The organism is Streptomyces barkulensis, assembly GCF_002843305.1.
Taxonomy (GTDB): Bacteria; Actinomycetota; Actinomycetes; order Streptomycetales; family Streptomycetaceae; genus Streptomyces; species Streptomyces barkulensis.
The window spans coordinates 19,733-43,841 of the sequence record NZ_PGSG01000026.1 but is presented as its reverse complement, the minus strand read 5'-3'; the positions used below and the strand labels follow the sequence as shown (position 1 = coordinate 43,841).

27 protein-coding genes are annotated in these 24,109 nt (G+C 74.3%); 16 read left to right on the top strand and 11 right to left on the bottom strand.

From position 1 onward, the window contains the following. Positions 1-119 precede the first annotated feature (119 nt). Positions 120-353, top strand: a complete 234-nt coding sequence (locus CUT83_RS05845; RefSeq protein WP_101254798.1) for a hypervirulence associated TUDOR domain-containing protein — start codon at positions 120-122, stop codon at positions 351-353. Next, a complete protein-coding gene (locus CUT83_RS05840; RefSeq protein ID WP_101254797.1) occupies positions 346-717 on the top strand; it encodes a DUF3140 domain-containing protein in 372 nt (123 codons plus the stop codon). The genes CUT83_RS05845 and CUT83_RS05840 overlap by 8 nt, the downstream gene beginning before the upstream one ends. 18 nt (positions 718-735) lie before the next feature. On the opposite strand, the gene CUT83_RS30270 is transcribed toward CUT83_RS05840, so the two are convergent. Together CUT83_RS30270 and CUT83_RS05835 are read right to left on the bottom strand one after the other, a co-directional pair. Beyond that, entirely contained in the window at positions 736-876 is a 141-nt protein-coding gene (locus CUT83_RS30270; RefSeq protein WP_165869490.1) for a hypothetical protein, read from the bottom strand. A gap of 252 nt (positions 877-1,128) precedes the next feature. After that, the gene (locus tag CUT83_RS05835) at positions 1,129-2,382 is read right to left on the bottom strand and encodes an MFS transporter (RefSeq protein ID WP_101254796.1); all 1,254 of its coding nucleotides are present in this window, start codon (positions 2,380-2,382) and stop codon (positions 1,129-1,131) included. A 74-nt stretch (positions 2,383-2,456) separates the two neighbouring features. On the opposite strand from CUT83_RS05835, the gene CUT83_RS05830 reads away from it, so the two are divergent. Next, positions 2,457-3,215 (top strand): DeoR/GlpR family DNA-binding transcription regulator, encoded by a 759-nt coding sequence (locus CUT83_RS05830; protein ID WP_101254795.1) that lies wholly within the window; start codon positions 2,457-2,459, stop codon positions 3,213-3,215. Between the two features lie 62 nt (positions 3,216-3,277). Here CUT83_RS05830 and CUT83_RS05825 read toward each other — a convergent pair whose 3' ends face one another. The 8 genes from CUT83_RS05825 to hypA all read right to left on the bottom strand — a co-directional run bounded on the left by CUT83_RS05825 (position 3,278) and on the right by hypA (position 11,141). Beyond that, the gene (locus CUT83_RS05825) at positions 3,278-3,715 is read right to left on the bottom strand and encodes an SRPBCC family protein (protein ID WP_101254794.1); all 438 of its coding nucleotides are present in this window, start codon (positions 3,713-3,715) and stop codon (positions 3,278-3,280) included. A gap of 107 nt (positions 3,716-3,822) precedes the next feature. Further along, positions 3,823-4,587, bottom strand: coding sequence for a sigma 54 modulation/S30EA ribosomal C-terminal domain-containing protein (locus CUT83_RS05820; RefSeq protein ID WP_101254793.1), 765 nt, complete (start codon positions 4,585-4,587; stop codon positions 3,823-3,825). 186 nt (positions 4,588-4,773) lie between these two features. After that, a complete protein-coding gene (gene hypE / locus CUT83_RS05815; RefSeq protein ID WP_173915031.1) occupies positions 4,774-5,763 on the bottom strand; it encodes a hydrogenase expression/formation protein HypE in 990 nt (329 codons plus the stop codon). Positions 5,764-5,881: 118 nt separating this feature from the next. After that, positions 5,882-7,036, bottom strand: coding sequence for a hydrogenase formation protein HypD (gene hypD / locus CUT83_RS05810; RefSeq protein WP_101254791.1), 1,155 nt, complete (start codon positions 7,034-7,036; stop codon positions 5,882-5,884). After that, a complete protein-coding gene (locus tag CUT83_RS05805; protein ID WP_101254790.1) occupies positions 7,033-7,389 on the bottom strand; it encodes a HypC/HybG/HupF family hydrogenase formation chaperone in 357 nt (118 codons plus the stop codon). Before CUT83_RS05805 ends, hypD begins: the two co-directional genes overlap by 4 nt. 62 nt (positions 7,390-7,451) lie before the next feature. Continuing rightward, positions 7,452-9,875 (bottom strand): carbamoyltransferase HypF, encoded by a 2,424-nt coding sequence (gene hypF, locus CUT83_RS05800; RefSeq protein ID WP_101254789.1) that lies wholly within the window; start codon positions 9,873-9,875, stop codon positions 7,452-7,454. 31 nt (positions 9,876-9,906) lie between these two features. Continuing rightward, a complete protein-coding gene (hypB, locus tag CUT83_RS05795) occupies positions 9,907-10,734 on the bottom strand; it encodes a hydrogenase nickel incorporation protein HypB (protein WP_101254788.1) in 828 nt (275 codons plus the stop codon). Continuing rightward, positions 10,734-11,141, bottom strand: coding sequence for a hydrogenase maturation nickel metallochaperone HypA (gene hypA / locus CUT83_RS05790; protein ID WP_101254787.1), 408 nt, complete (start codon positions 11,139-11,141; stop codon positions 10,734-10,736). Before hypA ends, hypB begins: the two co-directional genes overlap by 1 nt. Before the next feature lie 290 nt (positions 11,142-11,431). Between hypA and CUT83_RS05785 the strand changes: the two genes are divergently transcribed. From CUT83_RS05785 to CUT83_RS05745, 10 genes are all read left to right on the top strand, one after another. Then, entirely contained in the window at positions 11,432-12,484 is a 1,053-nt protein-coding gene (locus CUT83_RS05785; protein WP_101254786.1) for an NADH-quinone oxidoreductase subunit B family protein, read from the top strand. 64 nt (positions 12,485-12,548) lie between these two features. Beyond that, complete coding sequence (locus CUT83_RS05780; protein WP_101254785.1) at positions 12,549-14,336, top strand: nickel-dependent hydrogenase large subunit; 1,788 nt, start codon at positions 12,549-12,551, stop codon at positions 14,334-14,336. 13 nt (positions 14,337-14,349) lie between these two features. Further along, the gene (locus CUT83_RS05775) at positions 14,350-14,922 is read left to right on the top strand and encodes a NifU-related iron-sulfur-binding protein (RefSeq protein WP_101254784.1); all 573 of its coding nucleotides are present in this window, start codon (positions 14,350-14,352) and stop codon (positions 14,920-14,922) included. Between the two features lie 6 nt (positions 14,923-14,928). Next, complete coding sequence (locus tag CUT83_RS05770; RefSeq protein WP_194074698.1) at positions 14,929-15,633, top strand: DUF5947 family protein; 705 nt, start codon at positions 14,929-14,931, stop codon at positions 15,631-15,633. A 10-nt stretch (positions 15,634-15,643) separates the two neighbouring features. Beyond that, the gene (locus tag CUT83_RS05765) at positions 15,644-15,853 is read left to right on the top strand and encodes a hypothetical protein (protein WP_093658193.1); all 210 of its coding nucleotides are present in this window, start codon (positions 15,644-15,646) and stop codon (positions 15,851-15,853) included. Further along, positions 15,850-16,614 (top strand): DUF6084 family protein, encoded by a 765-nt coding sequence (locus tag CUT83_RS05760; RefSeq protein ID WP_194074697.1) that lies wholly within the window; start codon positions 15,850-15,852, stop codon positions 16,612-16,614. Before CUT83_RS05765 ends, CUT83_RS05760 begins: the two co-directional genes overlap by 4 nt. Then, positions 16,602-17,738, top strand: coding sequence for a hypothetical protein (locus CUT83_RS05755; RefSeq protein WP_101254783.1), 1,137 nt, complete (start codon positions 16,602-16,604; stop codon positions 17,736-17,738). The genes CUT83_RS05760 and CUT83_RS05755 overlap by 13 nt, the downstream gene beginning before the upstream one ends. Further along, the gene (locus CUT83_RS05750; protein ID WP_101254782.1) at positions 17,735-18,538 is read left to right on the top strand and encodes a hydrogenase maturation protease; all 804 of its coding nucleotides are present in this window, start codon (positions 17,735-17,737) and stop codon (positions 18,536-18,538) included. The genes CUT83_RS05755 and CUT83_RS05750 overlap by 4 nt, the downstream gene beginning before the upstream one ends. Next, positions 18,535-18,666 (top strand): hypothetical protein, encoded by a 132-nt coding sequence (locus CUT83_RS31340; RefSeq protein ID WP_277347720.1) that lies wholly within the window; start codon positions 18,535-18,537, stop codon positions 18,664-18,666. Before CUT83_RS05750 ends, CUT83_RS31340 begins: the two co-directional genes overlap by 4 nt. Before the next feature lie 154 nt (positions 18,667-18,820). Then, positions 18,821-20,038 carry a PP2C family protein-serine/threonine phosphatase gene (locus tag CUT83_RS05745; RefSeq protein ID WP_101254825.1) on the top strand — a complete coding sequence of 406 codons (1,218 nt, stop codon included), beginning with the start codon at positions 18,821-18,823 and terminating at the stop codon, positions 20,036-20,038. Here the strand turns inward: CUT83_RS05745 and CUT83_RS05740 are convergent. Next, the gene (locus CUT83_RS05740) at positions 20,035-21,162 is read right to left on the bottom strand and encodes a PP2C family protein-serine/threonine phosphatase (RefSeq protein ID WP_240957965.1); all 1,128 of its coding nucleotides are present in this window, start codon (positions 21,160-21,162) and stop codon (positions 20,035-20,037) included. The two genes, CUT83_RS05745 and CUT83_RS05740, sit on opposite strands and share 4 nt — an antisense overlap. Before the next feature lie 362 nt (positions 21,163-21,524). On the opposite strand from CUT83_RS05740, the gene CUT83_RS05735 reads away from it, so the two are divergent. From CUT83_RS05735 to CUT83_RS05725, 3 genes are all read left to right on the top strand, one after another. Next, positions 21,525-22,586, top strand: coding sequence for a P1 family peptidase (locus CUT83_RS05735; protein ID WP_101254780.1), 1,062 nt, complete (start codon positions 21,525-21,527; stop codon positions 22,584-22,586). 530 nt (positions 22,587-23,116) lie between these two features. Next, complete coding sequence (locus CUT83_RS30035) at positions 23,117-23,332, top strand: hypothetical protein (protein WP_158238970.1); 216 nt, start codon at positions 23,117-23,119, stop codon at positions 23,330-23,332. Between the two features lie 146 nt (positions 23,333-23,478). After that, on the top strand, positions 23,479-24,108 hold the full coding sequence (locus tag CUT83_RS05725; RefSeq protein WP_101254778.1) for an acetoacetate decarboxylase family protein: 630 nt from the start codon (positions 23,479-23,481) through the stop codon (positions 24,106-24,108). Position 24,109 lies beyond the last annotated feature (1 nt).

Sequence of the window (24,109 nt, the reverse complement as noted above, 5' to 3'; positions counted from 1 at the left end):
GCGGTGAAGCGGGCGGCCCTCACCGCCGTCCGCGGCTTCGCTGTGGCGGGATACGGCCATACCGATACCATGAGGACAAACGGGGCTTTTCATCCGTCCACCCCCCGCGGGAGGGGAAGATGACGAAGAAGAACAGGAAGTTCCGCAAGGGGGACAGGGTCTCCTGGAAGAGCCACGGAAGCGAGGCCGTCGGCAGGGTCGAGAAGGAGATCACCTCCCGTACCGAGGCCGGCGGGCGCACCGTGGACGCCTCCCCCGAGGACCCCCAGTACCAGGTCCGCAGCGAGAAGTCCGGCGGCCGGGCGGTCCACCGCCCCGACGCCCTCCGCGAGAAGGAGCCGGGGGATGACTGAGCACCGCGAGGACCGCGAGGACCGCGAGGACCGCGAGGACCGCGACGGGACCGTCACCGAGTTCGGGAAGCTGGTCAACCTCACCCCCAAGCAGCTCCAGGACTGGCTGGAACGGGAGGAGTCCAAGGCCGCCGGGCAGCACCGAGGCGGCGGGGAGAGCACCGGCCACGCCTCCGGCCGCCGCATCGTCGAACTGCTGCGGACCTCGGAGTCCGACCTCGGTGACGACGACGTGGCCCACATGCGCAAGGTCAACGGCTACATCAAGCGGCACCTGGCCCAGCGGCCCTCCGGCGACGTCACCGACACCACCTGGCGGCACTCCCTGATGAACTGGGGGCACGACCCCCTCAAGGACCGCTGACGTCCCCGCCCGCCCGCGTCACCGCTCGGGCTCGCCCTCGTCCACCCGGTAGGCCCTGCTCCAGGTGGCTCCGCACCGGCAGCGGGACAGTTCGATCAGATCGCCGTCCTCGGACACCTCCAGCCCGTGGTTGAGGCGAACGTGCACATGCTCTGCCATGGCGGACCGACTCCCGGTCGACGAGGACTCTCCGGCCCTGCGGCAGGAGGGGACGCCCCCATCATCCACACCCGCCGCACCTGCGGGAATGACGCGGATCACTCCCGCGGAGCCGGCTCCGCCCGCCGTACCGCGTCTCACCTCGCAGGCCGTGCGGAAGGGCGGCGGGAATCCGGCGCTCCGGGAGCCGGGGAGTCCCGTGGACCCGTTCTCCGGGACGGAGGGCGCGGCCGGGCGGTGCGCACCGGCTCGTCAGTCGGCCGCCTTGGCGGCCTCGGGTACCTCCGCCCGCCCTCCGGCGGGCTCCCCTCCCCCGGCGGTGGCCCGGGGGTCGGCCCGCAGGATCCCGGCGGCCCCGGCCGCCACGGCGCACAGGGCCACGGGCAGCAGGAAGGCGACGTTCAGCGGCACGAGATGGGTGAGCGGCCCGATGACGGCCGGCCCGGCGAGCATGCCGAGGTAACCGAGCCCCGCCACTCGTGAGACGTTGGCCCCGGCCGCTTCCGGGTCGGCGTGGCCCGCGGCGCTGAAGAGCTGGGGCACGCACCCGGACAGCCCCATGCCGAAGACGGTCCAGCCGGCCAGGGCCAGGGGAATCCAGGGCGAGACCACCACCGCCGACAGGCCGGCCGCCGCCAGGAGGGCGCCGTAGCGGACGATCGCGACCGGGCCGAAGCGCGCGGCCACCCGGTCGGTGAGCAGGCGTCCGACGGTCATGGCGGTGGCGAAGGCCCCGTAGGCGAGGGCCGCCGTGGCCGGGGGCGCGCCCAGGACGTCCTGCAGGGCGAGCACGCTCCAGTCGTTGGCCACGCCCTCGGCGAGCATCAGCATCAGCGCGAGGGCGGCCAGCGCCCAGATCCGCCCGGGCGTCCCGCCCCCGGCCCCGGTCCCGGTGGACGGCTTCAGGTCTTCCTCCGCGGGCCCGGCGGGCTCGGTGGGTCCGGCGGACTCGGTGCGCAGCAGCGCGGGGGCGGCCAGGACGGCGACCAGGAGCCCGACGGCGCCCATCCCGGCCAGCGTCCCGGCGGCGTTCCAGCCCCAGCTGAGGGTCCGGGCGCCGACCAGGGCCGCGAGCACCCCTCCGACGGAGAAAACCGCGTGGAAGGCGGACATGACGGGCCGCCGGTAGCCGCGTTCCACCTGGACGGCGTGGGTGTTCATGGCGACGTCCAGGCAGCCGTTGCCGAAGCCGAACACCAGCAGGGCCGCGCCCAGGGCCCAGGCCCCTTCGGCCAGGCCGGGCAGCACCAGGGACGCACTGCACAGCACCGCGCTCAGCGGCACCACGGCGCGGGCTCCGAAGCGGTCGGCCAGCGGGCCGGTCAACCGCATGCCCGCGAAGGCTCCGCCACCGAGCAGGAGCAGCAGCCAGCCCAGGACGGCGTGGCTGATACCCGCACGGTCCTCCACCACCGGGATGTGGACGACCCACATGCCCATCAGGAAGCCGTTGAGGCCGAAGTAGGCGAAGGTGGCCAGCCGTGCGAGCCGCAGCGTTCTCTCCATGTTCCAGAACTTAACAAACGAGATAGCTGTTCGATAGATTGAATTACGCACATGCTTCATGTTCAATTTCCGGCGTGGCGAGCGCGGAACGACTGAGACTGATCACCGAGGCCGTGCGTGAGGCCGGGCAGCTGAGCGTGGCGGAGCTGGCCGGGCTCACCGGCGCCTCGGAGATGACCATCCGGCGCGACCTGGAGGTCCTGGCGAACCAGGGGGTCCTGGAGCGCTACCGCGGCGGGGCCAGCAGCCTGCTGCTGCGCGGCGAGGAGCCCCCATTCGGGCTGAGGGAGCTGGAGAGGCCGCACACCAAGCGGCGGATCGCCTCCGAGGCGGCCTCCCTGATCGCCGACGGCGAGTCGGTCGTCCTCGACAGCGGCACGACCTGCCTGGAGGTGGCCCGCGCTTTGGTCGGCCGCCGGCTGACCGTCATGCCGCTGTCCCTGCACGCCGCCAACGCTCTCACCGGCGCCCCCCGGCTGAGGCTGCTGCTGCCCGGCGGGGAGCCGCGCCCGGGCGAGCTGGCGCTGACCGGACCGCTGACCGAGGCGTCCCTGGCCGCACTGCGCTTCGACACCGCCGTCATCGGCTGCTGCGGACTGAACGCCGCGGACGGGCTGACCGCTTACGACCTGGCCGACGCCGCCGTCAAACGCGCCGCGATCGCCTCGGCCCGCCGGGTGGTCGCGGTCGCCGACGCGGCCAAGTTCTCCCGTACCGCCCTCGCCTCCGTCGCGCCCGCCTCGGCGCTCGACGCGGTGGTGACGGAGGAGGGCGCCCCCGAGGACGAGACCGGCGCGCTGGCCGCGGCCGGCGTGGCCGTGCGGAAGGTGTGAACCGCCCCGCCGACGGCCTGGGCGGCCCGTCTGCGGGCCCCGGGGGCGGGGCGGGCAAGCGGTCATCGCTCTCTCAGCAGCCCCTTGACGACCCGGCCGAACAGCAGGCGGGCCGCCCAGGCCGTCGGCGGGTCAAACAGGCGCGGCAGTCCCCGCACCCGCACCTCCTCGCGCCAGACGGCCAGCGATCCCCCGCCGACGGGGACCACCTCCGCCTCGGCCCAGCCGAGCACGACCCTCCCCCGTTTCTCCACACGGCAGCGACCTGGCCGGTCCCCGGCCGGCGGTTCCCAGCGCACGACCTCCATGGGGTCGTCGACCCCGGCGCGCCCGGTGCCCGTACGCGCCGTGAAGCGTGTGCCGACACGGGTGGGCGGCGCGGTGGTGACCGTGATCGTGGTGAACGGAACGTGGCGGGCGTGGTTTTCCCAGGTGGTCAGCCGGCGCCACGCCTCTCCTGCCGGGAGGTGGGTACGGCGCTCGATCCGGATGAGGGGCATACCGCGACGGTAGGCACCGTGCGCCCGCGCACCCGGCCGACCCGCCGAACACCTCCCCCAGTGACGTCCGCCGGCCGGGACCGGTGTCCCGGCCGGCGGACACCGGGTCACTCGGCCGGGACGATCAGCTCGTGGAGACCGTCGCGGCGGCGGTGGAGCAGGGCTCCGCGCTCGGTGGCGGTGTCGACGAAGAACACGAACGGCAGACCGGTCGCCTCCAGTCGCCACACCGCCTGCTCGACCCCCATACGGGGCGCCGGGATCCCGCTGACCCCCAGCGGAACGGCCGGCGGAGCGGTCGGCGGGAGGTCCGACGGCGCCGGCGCGGAGGCGTCCCCGCGGGCGCGGGCCAGCCGGTGGCCGCCCTCTCCGTCCCGGTAGACCACGCTGTCGACGCCCGAGACGGCGTCGGTGAACAGGTGGAAGCCGTACCCCAGGGTCTCCATCCGGCGCACCGCCTGGGCGGGGGTCATCCGGGCGGGGCCGTGGGCGCGGCGGCGCACGATCCGGCGTCCCTGCCCGATGCGCGAGCCGGGGCGCGGCCCGCCGCCGTGGTGTCCGCGGCGGTGGGCGCGGGACAGCCGGCCCGCCAGCCGGTCGCGCAGCAGGTCGATCGCCTCGGGCATGGTGTCGGCGGCGACGTGGGCCCGCACCGGGCGGCCGTTGACGTCCACGTTCACCTGGGCGTGCGCCGGGTGCCGCACGGAGGCACCCGCCTGGCTCAGCTTCACCCTGGTGCCCAGGACCGGCTCCCCGACCTTGCCCAGGGCCGCCAGCACCTTGGTCCGCGCGTACTCGGCCGCGTCCCCGGGCACCTCGCCCCGGACCTCGACCCTGACCTCCGGGAGGGGACGGATCTGCGAACGGTTCATGGTTTCCTCCTGCCGTCGTGGCACCTTCAGACTCCTCCCGCGCCGGTCTTCCCGGCAGGGCCGAAGGTCCCCGGGGCCGGTGCCGTCCGTACCCCGCCAGAAGGGGAGGTACGGGCCGGACCGGCCCCGAGCGGCCGGCGTGGCGGCCGTGACGCGGCGCACGGGGAGCGGAGGGCGCCCCGGCGGTCAGCAGATGCGGGGCAACTGCTCGCCCAGCGGCAGGTCCACCACACGGGTGCCGCCGAACCCGGTGCGGGCCACGACCATGCCCGGATGGTCCTCCACGCACTCCCCGACGACCACCGCCCCGGCGCCCTGGGGGTGCGCCCGCATCGCGGCGAGCACGGCGTCGGCCCGCCCGCGCGGGACGAAGGCCACCAGGCGGCCCTCGTTGGCCACGTACAGCGGGTCCAGGCCGAGGAAGCCGCAGGCGGCCGCCACGGCATCCGGCACGGGCAGGGCCCGCTCGTCCAGCACGACGCCGGTGCCGGACGCCGCCGCGATCTCGTTCAGCGCCGTGCCCAGCCCGCCGCGGGTGGGGTCGCGCAGCGCGTGGAGGTCCGGGGCGGCCGCGAGCATCGCCTGCACCAGACCGCCCAGGGGCGCGGTGTCGCTGGACACCTCCACCCCGAACTCCAGCCCCTCGCGGACGCTCATGATGGCCACCCCGTGCATCCCGATCGGCCCGCTGACGATCACCACGTCGCCGGGTTCGGCGCGCTGCGGGCGGATGTCGACGCCTTCGGGGATCAGACCGATGCCCGCGGTGTTGACGAAGATCCCGTCGCCGTGCCCGGCGTCGACCACCTTGGTGTCGCCGGTGGCGACGGTGACGCCGGCCGCCGCGGCGGCCGTTCCGACCGCCTGGGCCACCCGCCGGACCACCGACAGTTCGGTGCCCTCCTCGATGATGAAGGCGCACGACAGGTACGCGGCCCGAGCGCCGCTCATGGCCAGGTCGTTGACGGTGCCGTTGACGGCCAGGTCGCCGATGCAGCCGCCGGGGAAGAACAGCGGGCGCACCACGTAGGAGTCGGTGGAGAACGCCAGGCGCGCGCCGCCCAGCGACAGCGCGGCCGAGTCGGCGAGCCCGGCCAGCGTCTCGTTGCCGTAGGCGGGGACGAAGAGGTGCTCCACCAGTTCGGCGGAGAGGGCCCCGCCGCCGCCGTGCCCCATGACGACCACCGGGTGGTCGCGCAGCGGGGCCGGACAGGTCCACTCGGCGGGGTCCACGGGTTCGGCGGCCGTGCCGGTGGTTCGGGTGGTGTCGGTGGTGTCGGTGGTGTCGGTGGTGTCAGCCAACGGAGGTCGCCTCCCTCGCCGGCTCGGTGCCGCGCGCCGGACCCGCCGGACCCGCCGGGCCGCCCAGGCGCCGGTAGAGGTGGTAGGCGGCGCAGGCGCCCTCGCTGGAGACCATGGTGGCGCCCAGCGGGTTGCGGGGGGTGCAGGTGGTGCCGAAGGCCTCGCACTCGTTCGGTTTGATCAGCCCCTGTAGCACCTCGCCACTGCGGCACACCCCGGACTCGCGCGTCGTGATACCGCCGACCTCGAAGCGGTGCTCGGCGTCGTACTCACGGAACGCCTTCGACAGCCGCCAGCCGCTGGCCGGGATCACCCCGATGCCCCGCCAGGCGCGGTCGGTGACCTCGAAGACCTCCTCCAGCATCCGCCGCGCGGCGGGGTTTCCCTCCTCCCGCACCGCCCGGGGGTAGGCGTTCTCCACCCGGTGCTCACCGTTCTCGAGCTGGCGGACGGTACGGCGCACGCCTTCGAGGATGTCCAGCGGTTCGAAGCCGGTGACCACGATGGGCACGCCGAAGCGGTCGGCCAGTGCCGGGTACTCGGCCGTCCCCATCACGCTGCACACGTGGCCGGCGGCCAGGAACGCCTGGACCCGGCAGTGCGGCGCCCGCATGATCGCCTCGATGGCGGGCGGCACGCGCACGTGGGAGATCAGCATGCTGTAGTTGCGGATGCCGCGCCGCCGTGCCTCGTGGACGGTCATCGCGTTGGCCGGCGCGGTGGTCTCGAAGCCGACGCCGAAGAAGACCACCTCGCGGTCGGGGTGGCGCTGTGCGATCTCCAGTGCGTCCAGCGGCGAGTACACCACCCGTACGTCCCCGCCGGCGCTCTTGATCCGGAACAGGTCCCGGTCGGTGCCGGGGACGCGGAGCATGTCGCCGAAGGAGCAGAAGACCACCTCGGGGCGGGAGGCGATCTCCAGCGCCTTGTCGATCATCTCCAGGGGGGTGACGCACACCGGGCAGCCCGGGCCGTGGATGAGCTCGATGTGCTCGGGCAGCAGCTGGTCGATGCCGTGCCGGATGATCGAGTGGGTCTGACCGCCGCAGACCTCCATCATGGTCCAGGGGCGGGTGGCGGTGGCGTGGATGTCCTCCAGCAGCCGCCGCGCCAGCTCCGGGTCGTTGAACTCCTCGACGTACTTCACCTGGTGGCCTCCTTCGCCGCGGCCGGCCGCTCCGTGCGCCCGCCGGCCGTCTCCGCCGGGGCGGTCTTGGGCCGGTCCTGCCCGGCCTCGGTCGCCGCCCGTTCCCATGCGTCGCCGAACTCCTCGTCCAGCAGACCCAGTTGCTCGAACAGCTCCAGCGACGCCCTGGCCGACTCCTCGTCCAGCCGCTGCAGCGCGAAGCCGACGTGGACGATCACGTACTCGCCGACCTCCACGTCGGGCAGGTAGGCCAGGCACACGTCCTTGACCACCCCTCCGAAGTCGACGCGCGCCATGCGCGTGCCGTCCCGTTCCTCGATCCCGGTCACCCTGCCGGGCACCGCCAGGCACATGTGCGTTCTCCGTCCGTCGCCGGTGAGTTCACCAATGGGTCGTGAGGTTTCGCCGGGGCCCGTCAGGGGGCCCCGGCGCGCGCCGCCACGAGCAGCTGGCCGAGGGCCAGGCCTCCGTCGCCGGGCGGCACGCGGTGGTGGCTCAGCACCGTGAACCCGGCGGTGCGCAGCCGCCGTTCGCACTCCTCGTCCAGCAGCGCGTTGGCGAACACCCCGCCGGACAGGGCGACGGTGGCCGCCCCGGTGTCCCGGCGCGCCCGGTGGCAGATCTCCTCCACCGCCCCGGCCACGGCCCGGTGGAACCGCGCGGCGACGACCGGGGCGGGGGCGCCGGAGCGCAGGTCGCGGACGGCCTCGCGCAGTACGGGCGCGGGGTCGAGCACCGTCGCGCCCGTGCCGCCCGGGGCCGGCCGGCGCAGGGCGAAGGCGTATCCGGGTCCGCCCTCCTGCCAGGCCGCCGCGGCGGCGGCCTCCAGCTCGACGGCGGCCTGCCCCTCGTACCCGGCCCGGTGGCACACTCCGGTCAGCGAGGACACCGCGTCGAACAGCCGCCCCATGCTGGAGGTGGGCGCGCAGGCCAGTGAACGCTCCAACTGCCTCTCCAGCACGCGCCGTTCCTCCGGAGAGCAGGCGGCGGCGCACGGCAGGTCCGGGCCCCAGGGGATCCCGGCGGAGCGCAGATGGGACAGCGCCATGCGGCAGGGGTTTCCCACCCCGGCGTCGCCGCCGGGCAGGGGCACGTACGCCAGGTGCGCCAGCCGCCGGTAGCCGCCGTAGTCGGCCAGCAGCACCTCGCCGCCCCACACTGCCCCGTCGTCGCCGTAGCCGGTGCCGTCGAAGGCGACGCCGATGACCGGGGCGCTGCCGTCCAGCCCGTTCTCGGCCATGGCCGAGGCGATGTGCGCGTGGTGGTGCTGCACCCGGCGCAGGGGCCTGCCTCCGGCGCGGTCGCGGGCCCACCGCGTGGAGCGGTAGCCGGGGTGGCGATCGGCGGCCAGCAGCCGGGGCTCGACGCCGGTGAGCGTGCGCAGGCGCTCGTGCGCGCCGTCCAGCGCGCGCAGGGCGGCCAGGTCGTCCAGGTCTCCGATGTGGGGCGAGAACCAGGCGGAGTGCCCCTCTGCGAGGCAGATCGCGTTCTTCAGGTCCGCGCCGGCGGCCAGGGAGGGTTCCACCGGCACGGGAAGCGGGATGGGGGCGGGAACGTGGCCGCGCGAGCGGCGCAGGACGACCTCGCTCCCGTCCGCGCGCACCCGCACCACCGAGTCGTCGCAGGGCACCGCGATGGGCCTGTCGTGCCACAGCCAGGCGTCGGCCAGTTCCGCAAGCCGGGTCAGGGCCTCGCGGTCGTCGGTCACGATGGGCTCGCCCGACCGGTTGCCGCTGGTCATCACCAGCACCTCGGGGCCGGGCGGGTCGCCGGGCAGGCCGAACAGCAGCCGGTGCAGCGGGGTGTAGGGCAGCAGCGCCCCCACGTCCGGGCTGCCCGGACAGACTCCGTCCGCCAGCGGGTCGCCGCCTCGCTCGCCGGGCCGGTGGCGGCGCAGCAGCACGATGGGGCGCGACCGTCCGTTCAGCGCCCGGTGCTCGGCGGGGCCGACGCGGCCGAGCCGGGCGGCGGCCCGCGCGTCGGGGCACATCACCGCGAAGGGCTTGGCGCCCCGGGCCTTGCGCTCGCGCAGGGCGGTGACGGCGGCGGGGTTCGTCGCGTCGCAGGCCAGGTGGTAGCCGCCGACGCCCTTGACCGCCACGACCGCGCCCTCGGCCAGCAGCCGACGGGCCCCGGCCAGCGCCTCCTCGCCCGTGTCCTCGCCCATGTCCGCGATCGTGCCCGCTCCTGTGCGGCGGGCACGGGTGAGCCTCAGCCGGGGGCCGCAGTCGTGGCAGGCGACCGGCTGGGCGTGGAAGCGGCGGTCGGCGGGGTCGGCGTACTCCCGTGCGCAGGCCGGGCACAGGGGGAAGGCGGCCATGGTCGTGGTCGCGCGGTCGTAGGGCAGCGCGGTGGCGATGGTGAACCGCGGGCCGCAGTGGGTACAGGTGACGAACGGGTGCCGGTGGCGGCGGTCGGCCGGGTCGGCCAGCTCCCGCAGACAGTCGTCGCAGGTGGCGGTGTCGGGCGGGATCAGGGTGCGGCCCCCGCCCCGCTCGGAGGGGCGGATGACGAACCCTTCGCCGTGCGGGCCCGCGTCCGGTCCGGCTCCCAGTGGCGGGACGTCCTCGGCCGCCACCGAGGAGACGACCGCCAGGGGCGGCGCCCGCTCCACCAGCTCCCGGCAGAACGCCTCCACCGCCGCGGGCGCGCCCTCGACCTCGGCGACCACCCCGCCGGCGTTGTTCAGCGCGTGGCCCGACAGCCCCAGCCGCGAGGCCAGTGCGTGGACGAAGGGGCGGAAACCCACGCCCTGCACGGTGCCGCGCACGGTCAGACGCCGCCGTACGCGGTCCGCCCCGGCGTCCGGCCCCGGCCTGCCTTCGACGGTGGCCGTCATGGCGCTCCTCCCTGCCCGTCCCCGTCCGCCACTACCGCGCGGGCAGGCCGGCGCCGGGCAGCGCGCCTTCCCCGCCGGGGTGCGCGTGCGGGTGCTCGTGGTCGCGGGGGTGGCCGTGGCTGTGCTCGTGGCTGTGCTCAGGGCCATGCTCATGGCGGTGTTCGCTCAGGTGCCGCCCGGCGAGCGGGGGCCGGTGGGGGCGGGTGCCCTCGCACACGGCCAGCACCCTTTCCAGGAGCGCGTCGACGCCCTGCCCGGTGCGGGCGGAGGTGTGCAGCACCTCGACTCCGGGGTTGACCCGCTCGACACTCTCGGCGAAGGCGTCGCCGTCGAACCCGGCGGCCTCGCCGAGGTCGGCCTTGCTCAGCACCACCAGGTTCGCCAGGCCGAAGGCGGTGGGGTACTTCACCGGCTTGTCCTCGCCCTCGGTGACCGACATCAGCACCACCCGCAGCGTCTCGCCCAGGTCGTAGGCGGCGGGGCAGACCAGATTGCCCACGTTCTCCACGAACAGCACCCGGGTGTCCCTCGGCGGCCAGCCCTCCAGATGGCCGCGCATCTGGGCGGCCTCCAGATGGCACAGCCCGCCGGTGAGGACCTGCTTGACGGGCGCGCCGGACCTGGCCAGCCGCCGTGCGTCGTTCTCGGTGGCCAGGTCGGCGGTGAGGGCCGCCGCCGGCACACCGCGCCCGGCGGCGCGGGCCAGGAGGAGTTCCAGCAGGGCGGTCTTGCCGCTGCCCGGGCTGGACAGCAGGTTGACCGCGGTGATCCCCCGGCCGTCCAGTTCGCGGCGCAGCCCGGCCGCCAGTCCGTCGTTCCTGGCCAGTACGGCCTGCCTCACGTCCACGACCCGGCACATCACGCGACTCCTCCCTGTCGTTCCCCCTGTGGCGCCGAGCCTCCGTCGCAGGACGCGCCTGCCGGCGGGAGCGTGACGTCGACGATCTCCAGCTCCCGTCCGGCCACCAGTTCCGTCGCGCCCTCCCCGCACTCCGGGCACCACAGCCGCAGCGGGACTCCGGGGGCGAACTCCAGCGCGCAGGCCGCGCAGCGGGCACGGGCGGGAACGTCCTCGACGACGAGTTCGGCGCCGGCGAGCTCCGTGCCCTCGGTGACGACCTCGAAGGAGAACCGCAGTGCGTCGGCGACCACACCGGACAGTTCCCCCACGCGCAGGCGCACCGCCTCCACCGAGGAGGCCCCGTGGCGGCGGGCGGTGTCCTGCGCACTCTCCACCACGGCGGCGGCGATCGACAGCTCGTGCATGGGGGGTCACGCTAGCCATCCGCTCCGGCCTCCCCGGGGGCCGCCGGTCCGGTTTCCGGGCGAGTTCCCCCGTACGGCCCAGGCATCGCGGCGTCCGTCCGCGGCGGGCCTCCTCCGGACGTGCGGGCGCGTCCGGAAAGGGGGGCTTCCCCGGCACGGCACGTTTGAGTTGTAGGGATTTGTTGGAAATGTCACGCTTCGTGGAACGGTCGGCGGCCCGCGGCACACGGCTCGCCGCCCGCCCCGGGCCCGGACTCCGGTCCCCGCCACCCGCAGGGAAGGAAGGCTCCATGAGCACCGACACGCTGGCCCCCGGCGGCGTCGACGAGGTCCACATCCTGTGGACCTCCGAGGGCATGAGCTGCGACGGCGACACGGTCTCGGTCACCGCCGCGACACTGCCGAGCCTGGAGGACGTCGTCCTCGGCGCGATCCCCGGCATCCCCAAGGTCCATCTGCACAACAAGGTGCTGGCCTACGAGACCGGCGAGGACTTCACCCGCGCCTTCCACCGGGCGGCCGAGGACGAGCTGGGGCCGTTCGTCCTGGTGGTCGAGGGCTCCGTTCCCAACGAGAACATCAACGGGGACGGCTACTGGACGTCGATGGGCAACGACCCCGACACCGGTGAGCCGATCACCCTCAACCAGTGGATCGACCGCCTGGCGCACAAGGCGTACGCGGTGGTGGCCATCGGCACCTGCGCCACCTACGGCGGCATCCACGCCATGGCGGGCAACCCGACCGGCTGCATGGGCCTGGCCGACTACCTGGGCTGGGACTTCCGCTCCGCGGGCGGGCTGCCGATCGTCAACGTGCCCGGCTGCCCGGTGCAGCCGGACAACTTCATGGAGACCCTGCTGTGGGTCCTGCACCAGGCGGCCGGGCTCGCGCCGCCGATCCCGCTGGACGACCAGCTGCGGCCGACCTGGCTGTTCGGCAAGACCGTCCACGAGGGCTGCGACCGGGCGGCCTACTACGAGCAGGGCGACTTCGCGCTGGACTACAACTCCCCCAAGTGCCAGGTGAAGATCGGCTGCTGGGGACCGGTGGTGAACTGCAACGTCCCCAAGCGCGGCTGGATGGACGGCGTCGGCGGCTGCCCCAACGTCGGCGGCATCTGCATCGCCTGCACCATGCCGGGCTTCCCCGACAAGTTCATGCCCTTCATGGACGAGCCCCCCGGAGGCAGCGTCTCCTCCGGACTGCTGAGCCGGACCTACGGGCCCCTGGTGCGCTCCCTGCGCGCCATCACCAACCGCACGGTGAACAAGGAACCCAGGTGGCGCCACAACCGCGCCGAGCTGACCTCCGGCTACGACCCCCGGTGGTCGGGCCGGTGACGACGAACCGCCCGCCGGCACCGAGGACGCCAAGGACGCCGAAGAGGCTTGAGAGGACCACTCCGTGACGACCAGCCAGACCGTCCCGGTCGAGCAGCGCACCCTCACCGAGGTGGCGTTCGACCCCATCACCAGGATCATCGGCAACCTGGGCATCTACACCAAGATCGACTTCCCCAACCGGGAGGTCGTCGAGTGCCGGAGCACGTCCTCGATCTTCCGCGGCTACAGCGTCTTCATGAAGGGCAAGGACCCCCGCGACGCGCACTTCATCACCAGCCGCATCTGCGGCATCTGCGGCGACAACCACGCGGTGTGCTCGATCTACGCGCAGAACATGGCGTACGGGGTGAAGACCCCGCCCCTGGGGGAGTGGATCATCAACCTCGGCGAGGCCGCCGAGTACATGTTCGACCACACGATCTTCCAGGACAACATGGTCTTCGTCGACTACTGCGAGCGCATGGTCAAGGAGACCAACCCGTCCGTCCTGGAGCGCGCCGAGCGGACCGCGGCCCCGCGCGGCGACGTGCACGGCCACCGCACGATCGCCGACATCATGCGCTCCTACAACCCCTTCGAGGGCGCCACCTACAAGGAAGCCCTCACCATGAGCCGTCTCACCCGCGAGATGTGCTGCCTGATGGAGGGCCGGCACGTCCACCCCTCCACGCTCTACCCCGGCGGCGTCGGCACCGTGGCCACCCCCCAGGTCTTCACCGACTACCTGGTGCGGCTGATGCGCTGCATGGACTTCGTCAAGCGGGCCGTCGCCATGAACGACGACGTCTTCGACTTCTTCTACGAGGCCCTGCCCGGCTACGAGGAGGTCGGCCGCCGCCGCACGCTGCTGGGCTGCTGGGGCGCCTTCCAGGACCCGGACGTGGTCGACTACGACTACCGGACGATGAACGAGTGGGGCAACGCCATGTTCGTCACCCCCGGCATCGTCGTGGACGGCGAACTGGTCACCACCGACCTGGTCGACATCAACCTGGGCATGCGGATCCTGCTGGGCAGCTCCTACTACGAGGACTGGATCGGCGAGGAGACCTACGTCGACAAGGACCCCCTCGGCAACCCGGTCGACCCCCGCCACCCGTGGAACCAGACCACCCTGCCCGCCCCCCAGAAGCGCGACCTGGAAGGCGGCAAGTACAGCTGGGTGATGAGCCCCCGCTGGTACGACAGGCGGACGAACGACTTCCTCGCCCTGGACACCGGCGGCGGCCCGATCGCCCGGCTGTGGGCCACCGCCCTGGCCGGGAAGGTGCGCACCCCCTATGTCCGCTCCACCGGGCGCAGCGTCGAGATCGACCTGCCGAAGACCCCCGCCATGCCGGAGATGCGGCTGGAGTGGACCCCGCCGCCCTTCCCCAACACCATCGAGCGCAACCGGGCGCGGATGTACTTCGTCGCCTACGCCGCCGCGATGGCCCTGCACTTCGTCGACAGGGCGATGGAGGAGGTACGGGCCGGGCGCACCAGGGTCTTCCAGGACTTCGACGTCCCCGAGGAGGGCATCGGCGTGGGCTTCCACGAGGCCGTGCGCGGCGTCCTCTCCCACCACCTGGTGATCCGCGACAAGAAGATCGCCAACTACCACCCCTACCCCCCGACCCCCTGGAACGCCAGCCCCCGCGACTTCTACGGCACACCCGGCCCCTACGAGGACGCCGTCCAGGGCTGCCCCGTCTTCGAGGAGAACGGGCCGGAGAACTTCAAGGGCATCGACATCATGCGCACCGTGCGCAGCTTCGACCCCTGCCTGCCGTGCGGCGTCCACATGTACCTGGGCGGCGGGCGCACCCTGCGCCAGACCCACTCGCCCACCTTCGGCCAGGTCTCGTAGCGGGCGGCCGGAGATGCCCTGGGACGACGAGTACGCGCGCGGGCAGGCGGCCCGCGCCGAGGAACTGCTGTCCGCGCTGGAGTCGCTGCCGGACAGCGCCGCGGCCGCCCGCGCCACCGACACCGTCCACACCCTGGTCGGCCTCTACGGGGACTGTCTGGCCCGGATCGTGGACCGCCTGGACCGGGAGGAGGGCGGCGGCGACGCTGTGCGCCGGCTGGCCGGCGACGAACTGGTCGGCCATCTGCTGCTGGTGCACGGCCTCCACCCCGAGCCGGCCGAGACCCGGGTGCGCCGCGCCCTGGCCGGCCTGCGCTCCCGGCGGCGGCTCGGGGAGGACGAGGTGGAGCTGACCGGGGTCTCCCAGGAGGCGGTCCGTATCCGGCTCGGCGCAGGCGGGCGCGGCTGCTCCTCCTCCCCGCAGGCGCTGGAGCAGGCGGTGCGCGAGGCGGTGGCCGCCGCCGCACCCGAGATCGAACGGGTGGAGGTGGACGCCGAGACCGCCCCGGACCGGGCGCCCACCGCTCTCATCCCGGTGGACGACCTCTTCCGCCGCCCCGCCCTCGCCGCCGAGCGAGAGGAGTGAGCCGCCGTGTCCGCCCCCATCTCCACACCCCGGCTGCGACGGCTGGCCCACCGCCCGGCCCGCCTTCGCGGACCGGAGGCGGACGGCGCCCCGCCCGGGCACCAGCGGTGCGACCTGTGCTCCGAGCCGCTGCCCGAGACACACCGCCACCTGCTGGACGTCCGCGCCGGCGCGGTCTGCTGCGCCTGCCGCGCCTGCTCCCTGCTGTTCGACCGCAAGGAGGCGGGAGGCGCCCACTACCGGCTGCTGCCACTGCGCAGGACCCGGCTGGACGAGGACGGTTTCGACGACGCGCTGTGGGCCTCGCTCGGCGTCCCGGTCGGTCTGGCGTTCTTCACCCGTGACGGCGGGAGCGGCGAGATCACGGCCGGCTACCCCAGTCCGCTGGGCCTGCTGCGCTCCACCGTCGAGGCGGAACGCTGGCGTGCGGTCCAGGCCTGCGACCCGGACGTCGCGGCGATGGCCGACGACGTCGAGGCGCTGCTGGTCAACCTGGCGAACGGCGCGCGGGAGCGGTGGATCGTCCCCCTGGACGACTGCTACCGCCTGGCGGCCGTCGTACGCACCCACTGGAAGGGGCTGGGCGGCGGGCCCGAGGTGTGGCGGCACGTCGGGGACTTCTTCCGGGGTCTCCGCCCCGGCCCGCCCGCCGCTCCCTCCCCCGGTCCGCACACCGACCCGACCCCCACCGACCTCCCGTCCACCGCATGAAGGAGGCGTCATGGCCCGTATCGCCGTAGGCAAGGCCGATGTGAGGCCCGACAGGGCGGCCCATGTCAAGGGCACCAGGCAGGGCAACCAGAAGGGCTCCTACCGCAAGACCCCCGGGCTCCTGCCCGGCGACCGCTCCACGGCCCGCCGGTCGACGGGCGTCAACGCCGGGCGCCGCGACCCGGTGATGCCCGGGATGCCGAACCTCTCCCCGTCATGACGGCGCAGCACACGAAGCCGGCCGGCGCTCCGTCCCGGCACGTCATCCCGGCCCTCTCCTTCGAGGTCACGGGAGCGGGTCCCGAGCGGCACGCCGCCGTGCCCACACTCCGGTTCGACGTGGAGATCACCCGCACCGGCGGCGGCCCGGTCCGCTCGGTCAGCCTGACGACCGCGATCAGGATCGATGTCACCCGCCGCCACTACGACCAGCGGGCGCGGGCGGCCCTGGCCGAGCTGTTCGGCGAACCCGAGCGGTGGGCCACCACCCTGCGCCCGCTGGCCTGGACCCGCACCACGGTGGTGGTCCCCCCGTTCGACGAGACCACCACGGTCGGCCTGACGGTGCCGTGCCCCTGCGACGCCGAACTGGCCGTCACCAAGTACCTGCGGGCCGTCCCCGGCGGGGAGGTGCCGCTGGACTTCCTCTTCAGCGGCACGGTCTTCTTCGACGGCGGTCAGGGCCGGCTGAGAACGGCCCAGATCTCCTGGGCCGAGGACGCCGGCTACCGGCTGCCCGCCGCCCTGTGGCACACACTGGTCGACCGCTACAGCGGCGGCAGCCCCTGGCTGCGGCTGTCCCGCGAGACCCACGACCGGCTCGACGCCTACCGCACCCGGTGGACGCTGGGCACCCTGGACGACGCCGTCGGCGCCCTGCTGGACCGGGCGGAGGGCCTTCGCGCCCACTCCCCCGCCGCGCCGGCCACCCCCGACATCCCCAGAACACCCGAGACCACCGGAGCACCATGGACGACGTGACACCGGCGGAGCGCACGGCCGAGCCCGCGGGGAAGGCCGAGAAGATCGTGCGCACCTGCCTGTACGAGGGCTACCTGCTCTGGCCGTACCGCAGATCCGCGCTGAAGAACACCAAACGCTGGACCTTCGGCGGGGTCTTCCCCCGGTCGTGCGCCGACACCCTGGGCGAGGCGCACCGGATGCGCACCCAGGTGCTGCTCGAAACCGGCGGACGAGCGGCCGACCGCACCGAGGTGGCGGTGCGCGTACGGTTCCTGCACGTCGTCGACCGCGGTGTGGTCAGGCAGGGCCCGGACGGGCCCGAGGCCGTGGACGAGCTGACGGTGGACGGCGAGCGGCACCTCGCCTGGCAGGAGGCGACCGAGCGCGAGGTGTCCGTACCCGTACGGCTGGACACCGTCCTCGACCGGACGGTGCGCGTCCCCGTCGCCGTCCCCGCCGGCACCGACCGCGAACCGCTCCTGGACTCCTCGGGCCGCACCGCCGGCGCCCTCGTCCGCCGGTGGAACGCGCTGAGCGGCACGGTCGAGATCGGCGCCGAGCCCGTCGCGGACGGGGTGTTCCGGCTGACCGTGCGCGTCGAGAACACCACACCGTGCCCGGCTCCCGACCCCGTGGACCGGGGCGCGCGGGAGGCGGCCTGCGCCTACGCCTTCGTCTCCACCCACACCGTGCTGCACAGCCGCACCGGGCGCTTCGTCTCGCTCCTGGACCCGCCCGGGCGGCTGCGGGAGGCGGTCTCGGCGTGCGAGAACCAGGGCACCTGGCCGGTCCTCGTGGACGACGACACCGGCACCGGCATCGGCACCGGGGAGGACGGCGACGGCGCGAGCGGTACGGGTGACGGGTCGTTCGCCCGCACCGTCCTGTCCTCTCCCGTCACCCTGTACGACTTCCCCGAGGTGGCTCCCGAGAGCCCCGGCGACCTGTTCGACGGCACGGAGATCGACCGGCTGCTGATCCTCGGCGTGATGAGCCTGACCGAGGAGGAGAAGCGGGAGGCGCGGGCCTGCGACCCCAGGGCCCGGGAGATCCTGGACCGCTGCGCGGGCCTGGGCCCCGACGAACTGCTCGCCCTGCACGGCACCATCCGCGAGTTCCGGCCCGTCGGGGAGGAGGCGTGAGGGACAGGACGGTAGTGGTCGGCGGGGTGCGGCTGGGACGGGGCGGCCGGGTGCGGCTGCGTCCCTCACCCGGCGCCGACATCCTCGACCTCGCCCTCACCGGGCGCACCGCCGAGATCGACGCGGTCGAGGAGGACATGGAGGGCCGCACCCACGTCGCGGTGGTCCTCGACGACGACCCGGCCGGGGTCGACTTCGGTACCAGCGGGCAGATGGGGCACCGCTTCTTCTTCTCCCCCGAGGAGCTGGAACCGGCCGGACCGCCCGGGGAGCCGGCCGCACCCGGCGCCCGGGTCCTGGTGGCCGGAATCGGCAACGTCTTCCTCGCCGACGACGGGTTCGGCCCCGCGGTGGCCGAGGCGCTGCGCGACCGGCCCCTGCCCGACGGCGTCCACGTCGCGGACTTCGGCATCCGCGGGATGGACCTGGCCTACCGGCTGCTGGAGGGGTACGGCACGGCCGTACTGGTCGACGCCGCGCCCCACGGCCAGCCGCCCGGCACGGTGTCGGTCATCGAGCCGGACGCCGACGCCCTCGACGACGCCCACGCCGCGCCCGAGGTCCACGCCATGGACCCGGTCAGGACGCTGGCCCTGGCCCGGCGGCTCGCGGCCGACGGCGGTGCCGCGCTGCCGCGCGTCCTGGTCGTCGGCTGCGAACCGCTGGTGCGCATGCGCGGCGACGAACCGGATGTCGCCGTCGGGCTCAGCGAACCCGTGCGGCGGGCGGTCGGCGAGGCCGTGGAGCTGGTGGAGTCCCTGGTGGGGGAACTGCTCGCGGGAAAGGAGGTGACCCGATGAGGAACGGTGTCTTCGTCCCCGCCGCCGTGGTGCGCGTCGCCGTGGGCGTCCTGCTGGCCGCCGCCGCGGCGACCGCGGTCGCGGGAGCGCCCTCCCTGGTGCGGTACATGCGGATCAGGGCGATGTGACGGACACGGCGGAGGAGGCTGATGCGACGGCGGGGTCCGTCCCTCCCGCCGGCCGCCCCCGGCGCACCACCGAAGCCGCCGGAGCGGCCCCCGGCCGGGCGGACGACCGTAAGGAGCCACTGCTGTGCCGGAACGGGACCTCGCCGTCCGCCGCATGCTCGCCGGCCTGCTGAGAGCCAGCCACCTGACCCCCCTGGAGGGGCTGCCGGCCACCGTGGCCGAGCACGCGGCGACCGCCGGCCTGCGGGACGTCCGGATCTACCTGGCCGACCTGCAGCAGTACTCGCTGCGCCTGCTGCCGGGCCCCGGACCGCTCCCGGACACCGAGGAGAGGGAACTGCCCGTCGAGGGAACCGTGCCCGGCCGGGCCTTCCAGTACGGCCAGACCCTGCCCGCCGCCGGAGCCGGGCCGCACGGCTACCGCTGGTGGGTGCCCCTGCTGGACGGCACCGAACGCCTGGGGGTGCTGAACGTCAGCACCGCCCTCGACGACGACCGTATCCATGACCACATGGGACTGCTGGCCTCCCTGACGGCGCTCATGCTGGAAGGCAAGGGCAGGACCAGCGACATCGGCGCCCGGCTGACGCGCACCCGGGAGATGAACGTCGCGGCCGAGATGCAGTGGCACCTGATGCCCCCGCGCACCTACGCCGACGGCCGGGTGGTGATCAGCGCCGCCCTGGAACCCGCCTACCTCGTCAGCGGCGACGCCTACGACTACGCCACCGCGGGGCCCGTCATCCATCTGTCGGTCTTCGACGCCATGGGCCACGACACCGCGGCCGGGCTCACCGCCGGCCTCGCCGTGGCCGCCGGACGCAACCTGCGCCGCCAGGGGGCCTCGCTCACCGAGACCGGCGAGGCGATCGAGGACACCCTGGTGCGGCAGTTCGGCAACACTCGTTACGCCACCGGGATCCTGGCCGCCCTGGACACCCGCACCGGTGTGTTCTCCTGGGTCAACCGCGGGCACCACCCGCCGGTCGTCATCCGCGGCGGACGCTGGTCCGCCCTGCTGCGCTGCCGGCCCACCCATCCGATGGGCACCGAACTGGGCCTGGCGAGCACTCTGTGCCGCGAGCAGCTCGAGCCGGGCGACCGCGTGGTGTTCTACACCGACGGCATCACCGAGGCCCGCGGGCCGGGCGACCGCGAGTTCGGTCTGTCCCGCTTCATCGACTTCCTCATCCGCCACCACGCCGACGGCCTCCCCGTGCCCGAGACGCTGCGCCGCCTGGTCCACGCGGTACTCGGCCACCACGGCGGACGGCTCCAGGACGACGCGACCGTCCTGCTGTGCGAGTGGCTCGGATCCCGCCCCGACGCCGTCGGCCCGGCAGCGGCCCGGGCCGGTCTGCACACCGCCTAACGGGAACCGGCGCCCGGGGGCCCAACCCCGCCGCTGCCGGAGAAGGAGGAGGAAGCCTCGCGCTCCGGCGCCGGCGGCGCGCTCCTGCGCAGAACCAGAAGGGCGATGTCGTCCGCCGGGCTGCCCCCGGTGTGGGCCATCAACTGGTCCAGCAGGCCCGCGGCCACCTCCCGGGGAGAGGCGTCCGCCCACCCGGCCAGGCGCTCCTCCAGGGGGAAGAAGGACCCGGAGGAGTCGCGCGCCTCGGTGACGCCGTCCGTGCAGAGCAGCAGCATGGCGTCGGGCGGAAGACCGAACCGTTCCACCGCCCGGGACTTCGGCGCGAGGGAGCCCAGCCCGAGGGGCACCCCGGAGTTCCGCAGCGGGACCGGCCGGGCCGCCGGCCCGCTCCGCTCCCGGCGCAGCAGGTACGGCGGGATGTGGCCGCAGTCCACCACCTGGACGTCCCCGCCGCCGTCGGCGTTCAGGACGAGCGCGGTGACGAAGCGTTCGGGCTCCCCGGTCCGCGCCTCGAAGGCGTTGTGCCGGACGACCGCCTCCTCCAGGGCCTCCACGACCGAGGTGAGTTCCGGCTCCCGGCCGGCGGCTTCCCGGAACGCGCCCAGTACCGCGAAGGCCGTCCCGATGGCGGGCAGCCCCTTGCCCTGGACGTCGGCGATGAGCACCCGGGTGCCGTACGGCGAGGGCATGACCTCGTAGATGTCCCCGCCGACCCTGCTGTCCTCCTCCACCGGCTCGTACACACCGTCTGCCAGGAGCCGGTCGGTGAGCAGCGGAAGAGGGCGCAGGATCTGGCGCTGCAGCGCGGCGGCGGCCGAACGCAGCCGGGTGATCTCCGCGTCCCTGCGGCCGCGCTGCCAGGCCCCGGCGATACTCAGAGCGCCCAGCGCCGCGGTGAAGGCGAGCGTCGAGAGGTTGGCGGAGACCGTCTGGAACGGGTCGTAGACCAGCAGCCCCACCAGGACGAGAACGACCCACGCGGCGGCGGCGGCGGTCTGCCGTGCCGTACCGAGGCCCGCGACGAAGGCGGGCAGGAAGATCAGCAGGGGGACCAGACCGAGACCCCGGTCGGCCAGGTAGTCGGAGACCACCACCAGCAGCGTCACGACGACGAGCAGGACCACCAGCGCCCGGGAACCGAGCCTCGGGGGGACGTACCCCCTCCTCCGGGCCCCGGCCGCACGCGCTCCGCCGGGGGGTTCAGGGCCGCGCACCGTCGCCTTCCGCACCTCTCGTGGTCGGGTTCCGCCGGAACGATCCGTGCCGCACGGGACGGATCCGGTCTCCCCACCCTGCCCCATCCCCGGGCCGCGGCGGGGGATTCGCACACCGCGTCACCCGTGCGCACACGCGCCGTACCCCGACACGCCGGAGCGTGAGGCCGCGGGCCGGGGAGCCGCCGACGCATGCGGTGGACCTCCGGGTGGGACCCTGATCGCCGCGGACGGAAGCGTCCTGCGGCAGGAGACGACCGGAAGGGCGGCGCATGGCACACTATTCCCGACGGGCGCGGGAACTGGGGATCGTGGCGGACGATGACGAGCCGGGCCCCTGCAACGCGATCACCGACGTGCCCGGGGTCGCCGTCGGACACACCACCGTGCGCAGGCCGCCCGATGTGCACACCGGGGTGACCGCGGTCGTCCCGGCGGGCATCGGGCCCCATCCCGGCGGCACTCCGCTGCCCGCCGCGCTGTTCACCGCGAACGGCTACGGCAAGCTGGTCGGCGCCACCCAGGTCGCCGAACTGGGGCAGTTGGAGTCACCGGTCGTCCTCACCTCCACCCTCTGTGCCTTCCGCGCCGCGGACGCGGTGGTGAGCTGGATGCTCGCCCGCCCGGAGCACGCCGGGGTGCTCTCCTTCAACCCGGTGGTCGGCGAGTGCAACGACGGATACCTCTCCGACATCAGGGCCCGGCCGGTGCGCGAGGAGCACGTGCTGGCCGCGATCGAGGGGGCTGCGGGCGGACCGGTGGCCGAAGGGTGCGTCGGCGCGGGCACGGGCACCTGCGCGCTGGGGTTCAAGGCGGGGATCGGCACCGCCTCCCGGCTGGTCACGCCGGAGCCGGCGGGTCCGGTCCGGGTGGGCGTGCTGACGCAGGCCAACTTCGGCGGCACGCTGCGGCTCTCAGGTGCCCCCGTCCTTCCGGCCCCCTCCGGCCCGGCCGAGGATCCGGGCCCCGGCGAGGACGGCTCGTGCATGGTGATCGTCGCGACCGACGCGGCGCTGGACTCCCGGCAGTTGGGCCGGCTGGCCCGGCGCGCGGTGTTCGCCCTGGGCCGGGTCGGCGCCTCCTACGGCCACGGCAGCGGGGACTACGGGCTCGCGTTCAGCACCTCTGCCCTGCGCGGCGGCGCACCGGTGGCGGTTCCCGACCGCTGCCTCGACCCGCTGTTCGGCGCGGTCCTGCGGGCAACCGAGGAGTCGGTGCTCAACGCCCTGTGCGCGGCGGTCACCACGACCGGCCGGCTGGGCCGTACGGTTCCCGCGGTGCCGGTGGACCGGCTGCGGGAACTGGCCGTGGGGGCAACCTCGTCCGGCGCGTGACGTGCGGCGGCCGGCGCACGGCGGCCGGGGCGGCGCCGGGGTCGTATCGGGGTGCCGCCGGTATGCGTGCCGCCGTGAACGACGGGTACGCGAAGGACACAACCCGCAAGGGAGTCTCACAGTGGTCAGCGGAGTTCCACGCGCTGACGCCGCCGGCGGCCGGGTGTCCGTCCCCCGCACAGATCGGCCGCCGGCTCCTCCCTTCCCCGGCCGGCCCCCAAACGAGCCGAGACACCCCGACTCCGGCTCGCCTTGGACGAGGAAGCCGGGCCCGGGAGGAGGACGCGCCGCCCGGCGGGCCCGCCAGGGACCCGCACGAGGCGGCCGCCGTCCGTCCGGCACCGGGTGTGTTATCCGGCCTCCTGAGGGTCTTCCGGACGGCATCCCGCAGGGCAGCAGGGCGATGTGGCGACAGGTCGACAAATCCCTGCGGGTGACATGGGGGACCGAATGCAGCAGGCCGCCGCGCGGCCGGGCCGCGCCGGGGTCATGGTGGAAGTCCCCCCAACGTCTCGAAGGAGATTGATCCCATGCGTCGTCTTGTCCGCATGTCCGCGGTCGGTGCCGGTCTCTGCTGCGCCCTGTTCGCCGCCGCCCCCGCCGCCACCGCCGCCTCGGCCGCCCCCGAGTCGGGCGTCCAGATGTGCTCCGAGCACGTCAACCCCGGCCTCCTGGGCGGTCTGCTCCCGAGTGCGGGCAGCCAGACCAAGGGCTGCATGACCAGCAACGCCACCACGGCGGAGTAATCACTCGGCGGCGCCCCGGGTGGGTGCCCCGCGGCGGGCCGCGGGGCACCCACCCGCCGTTGTGGGCCCCGCCCCTACCGCATGGTCCGCCGCGCACGGGGTACGGTTCCCGCACCGTCGGCCGTGCCGGGAAGGAGCCGTGGGAGATGCCGGATTCCGCACCCGCCCCGGGCGGGCCGCTCCCTCCGTACCCTCCCGCCCCCTGGACCTTCCGGGGGCGTCTGTGGGTGGCGCTCCTGCCGGTACGCGGCCGGCTGCCCGTCCCGCCGGACCTCCGCCCGCTGGCCCGCGCCTCCCTGCTGGCGGTCGGGCTCGTCCGGTACCGGGAGGGCACCCTCGTCTACGACGAACTGGCCATGGGGCCCCTGGTCCGGCGCGGCCGCCGCGCCGGGCTGCTGATCGACCGCGTCTGGGTCGACGACGCCACCTCGGTGCGGGGCGGCCGGGAGATCTGGGGCCTGCCCAAGCGGTTCGCCTCGTTCACCTGGACGGACCGCTCGGTGCACGTCACCGATCACGAGGGCCCGGTCGCCTCTCTGGCCTTCACCCCGGGGAGGCTGCGGCTCCCGGCGTTCCCCATGCCCCTGCCGGGCTTCTCCGGCCCGGCCGGGCGGCGGCTGTTCGTTCCGGGCCGCCTGGTGGGGTCCCCGCGCCTGGAGAAGGTGGCGGTCACCTCGTGGTCGGAGCGGCTTCCGCCCCTGGAGCGCACCACCGCCCGGATCTCGCTGGCCGTGCGCCCCTTCCGCATGACCGTTCCCGGCCCGGTGCGCTGCTGAC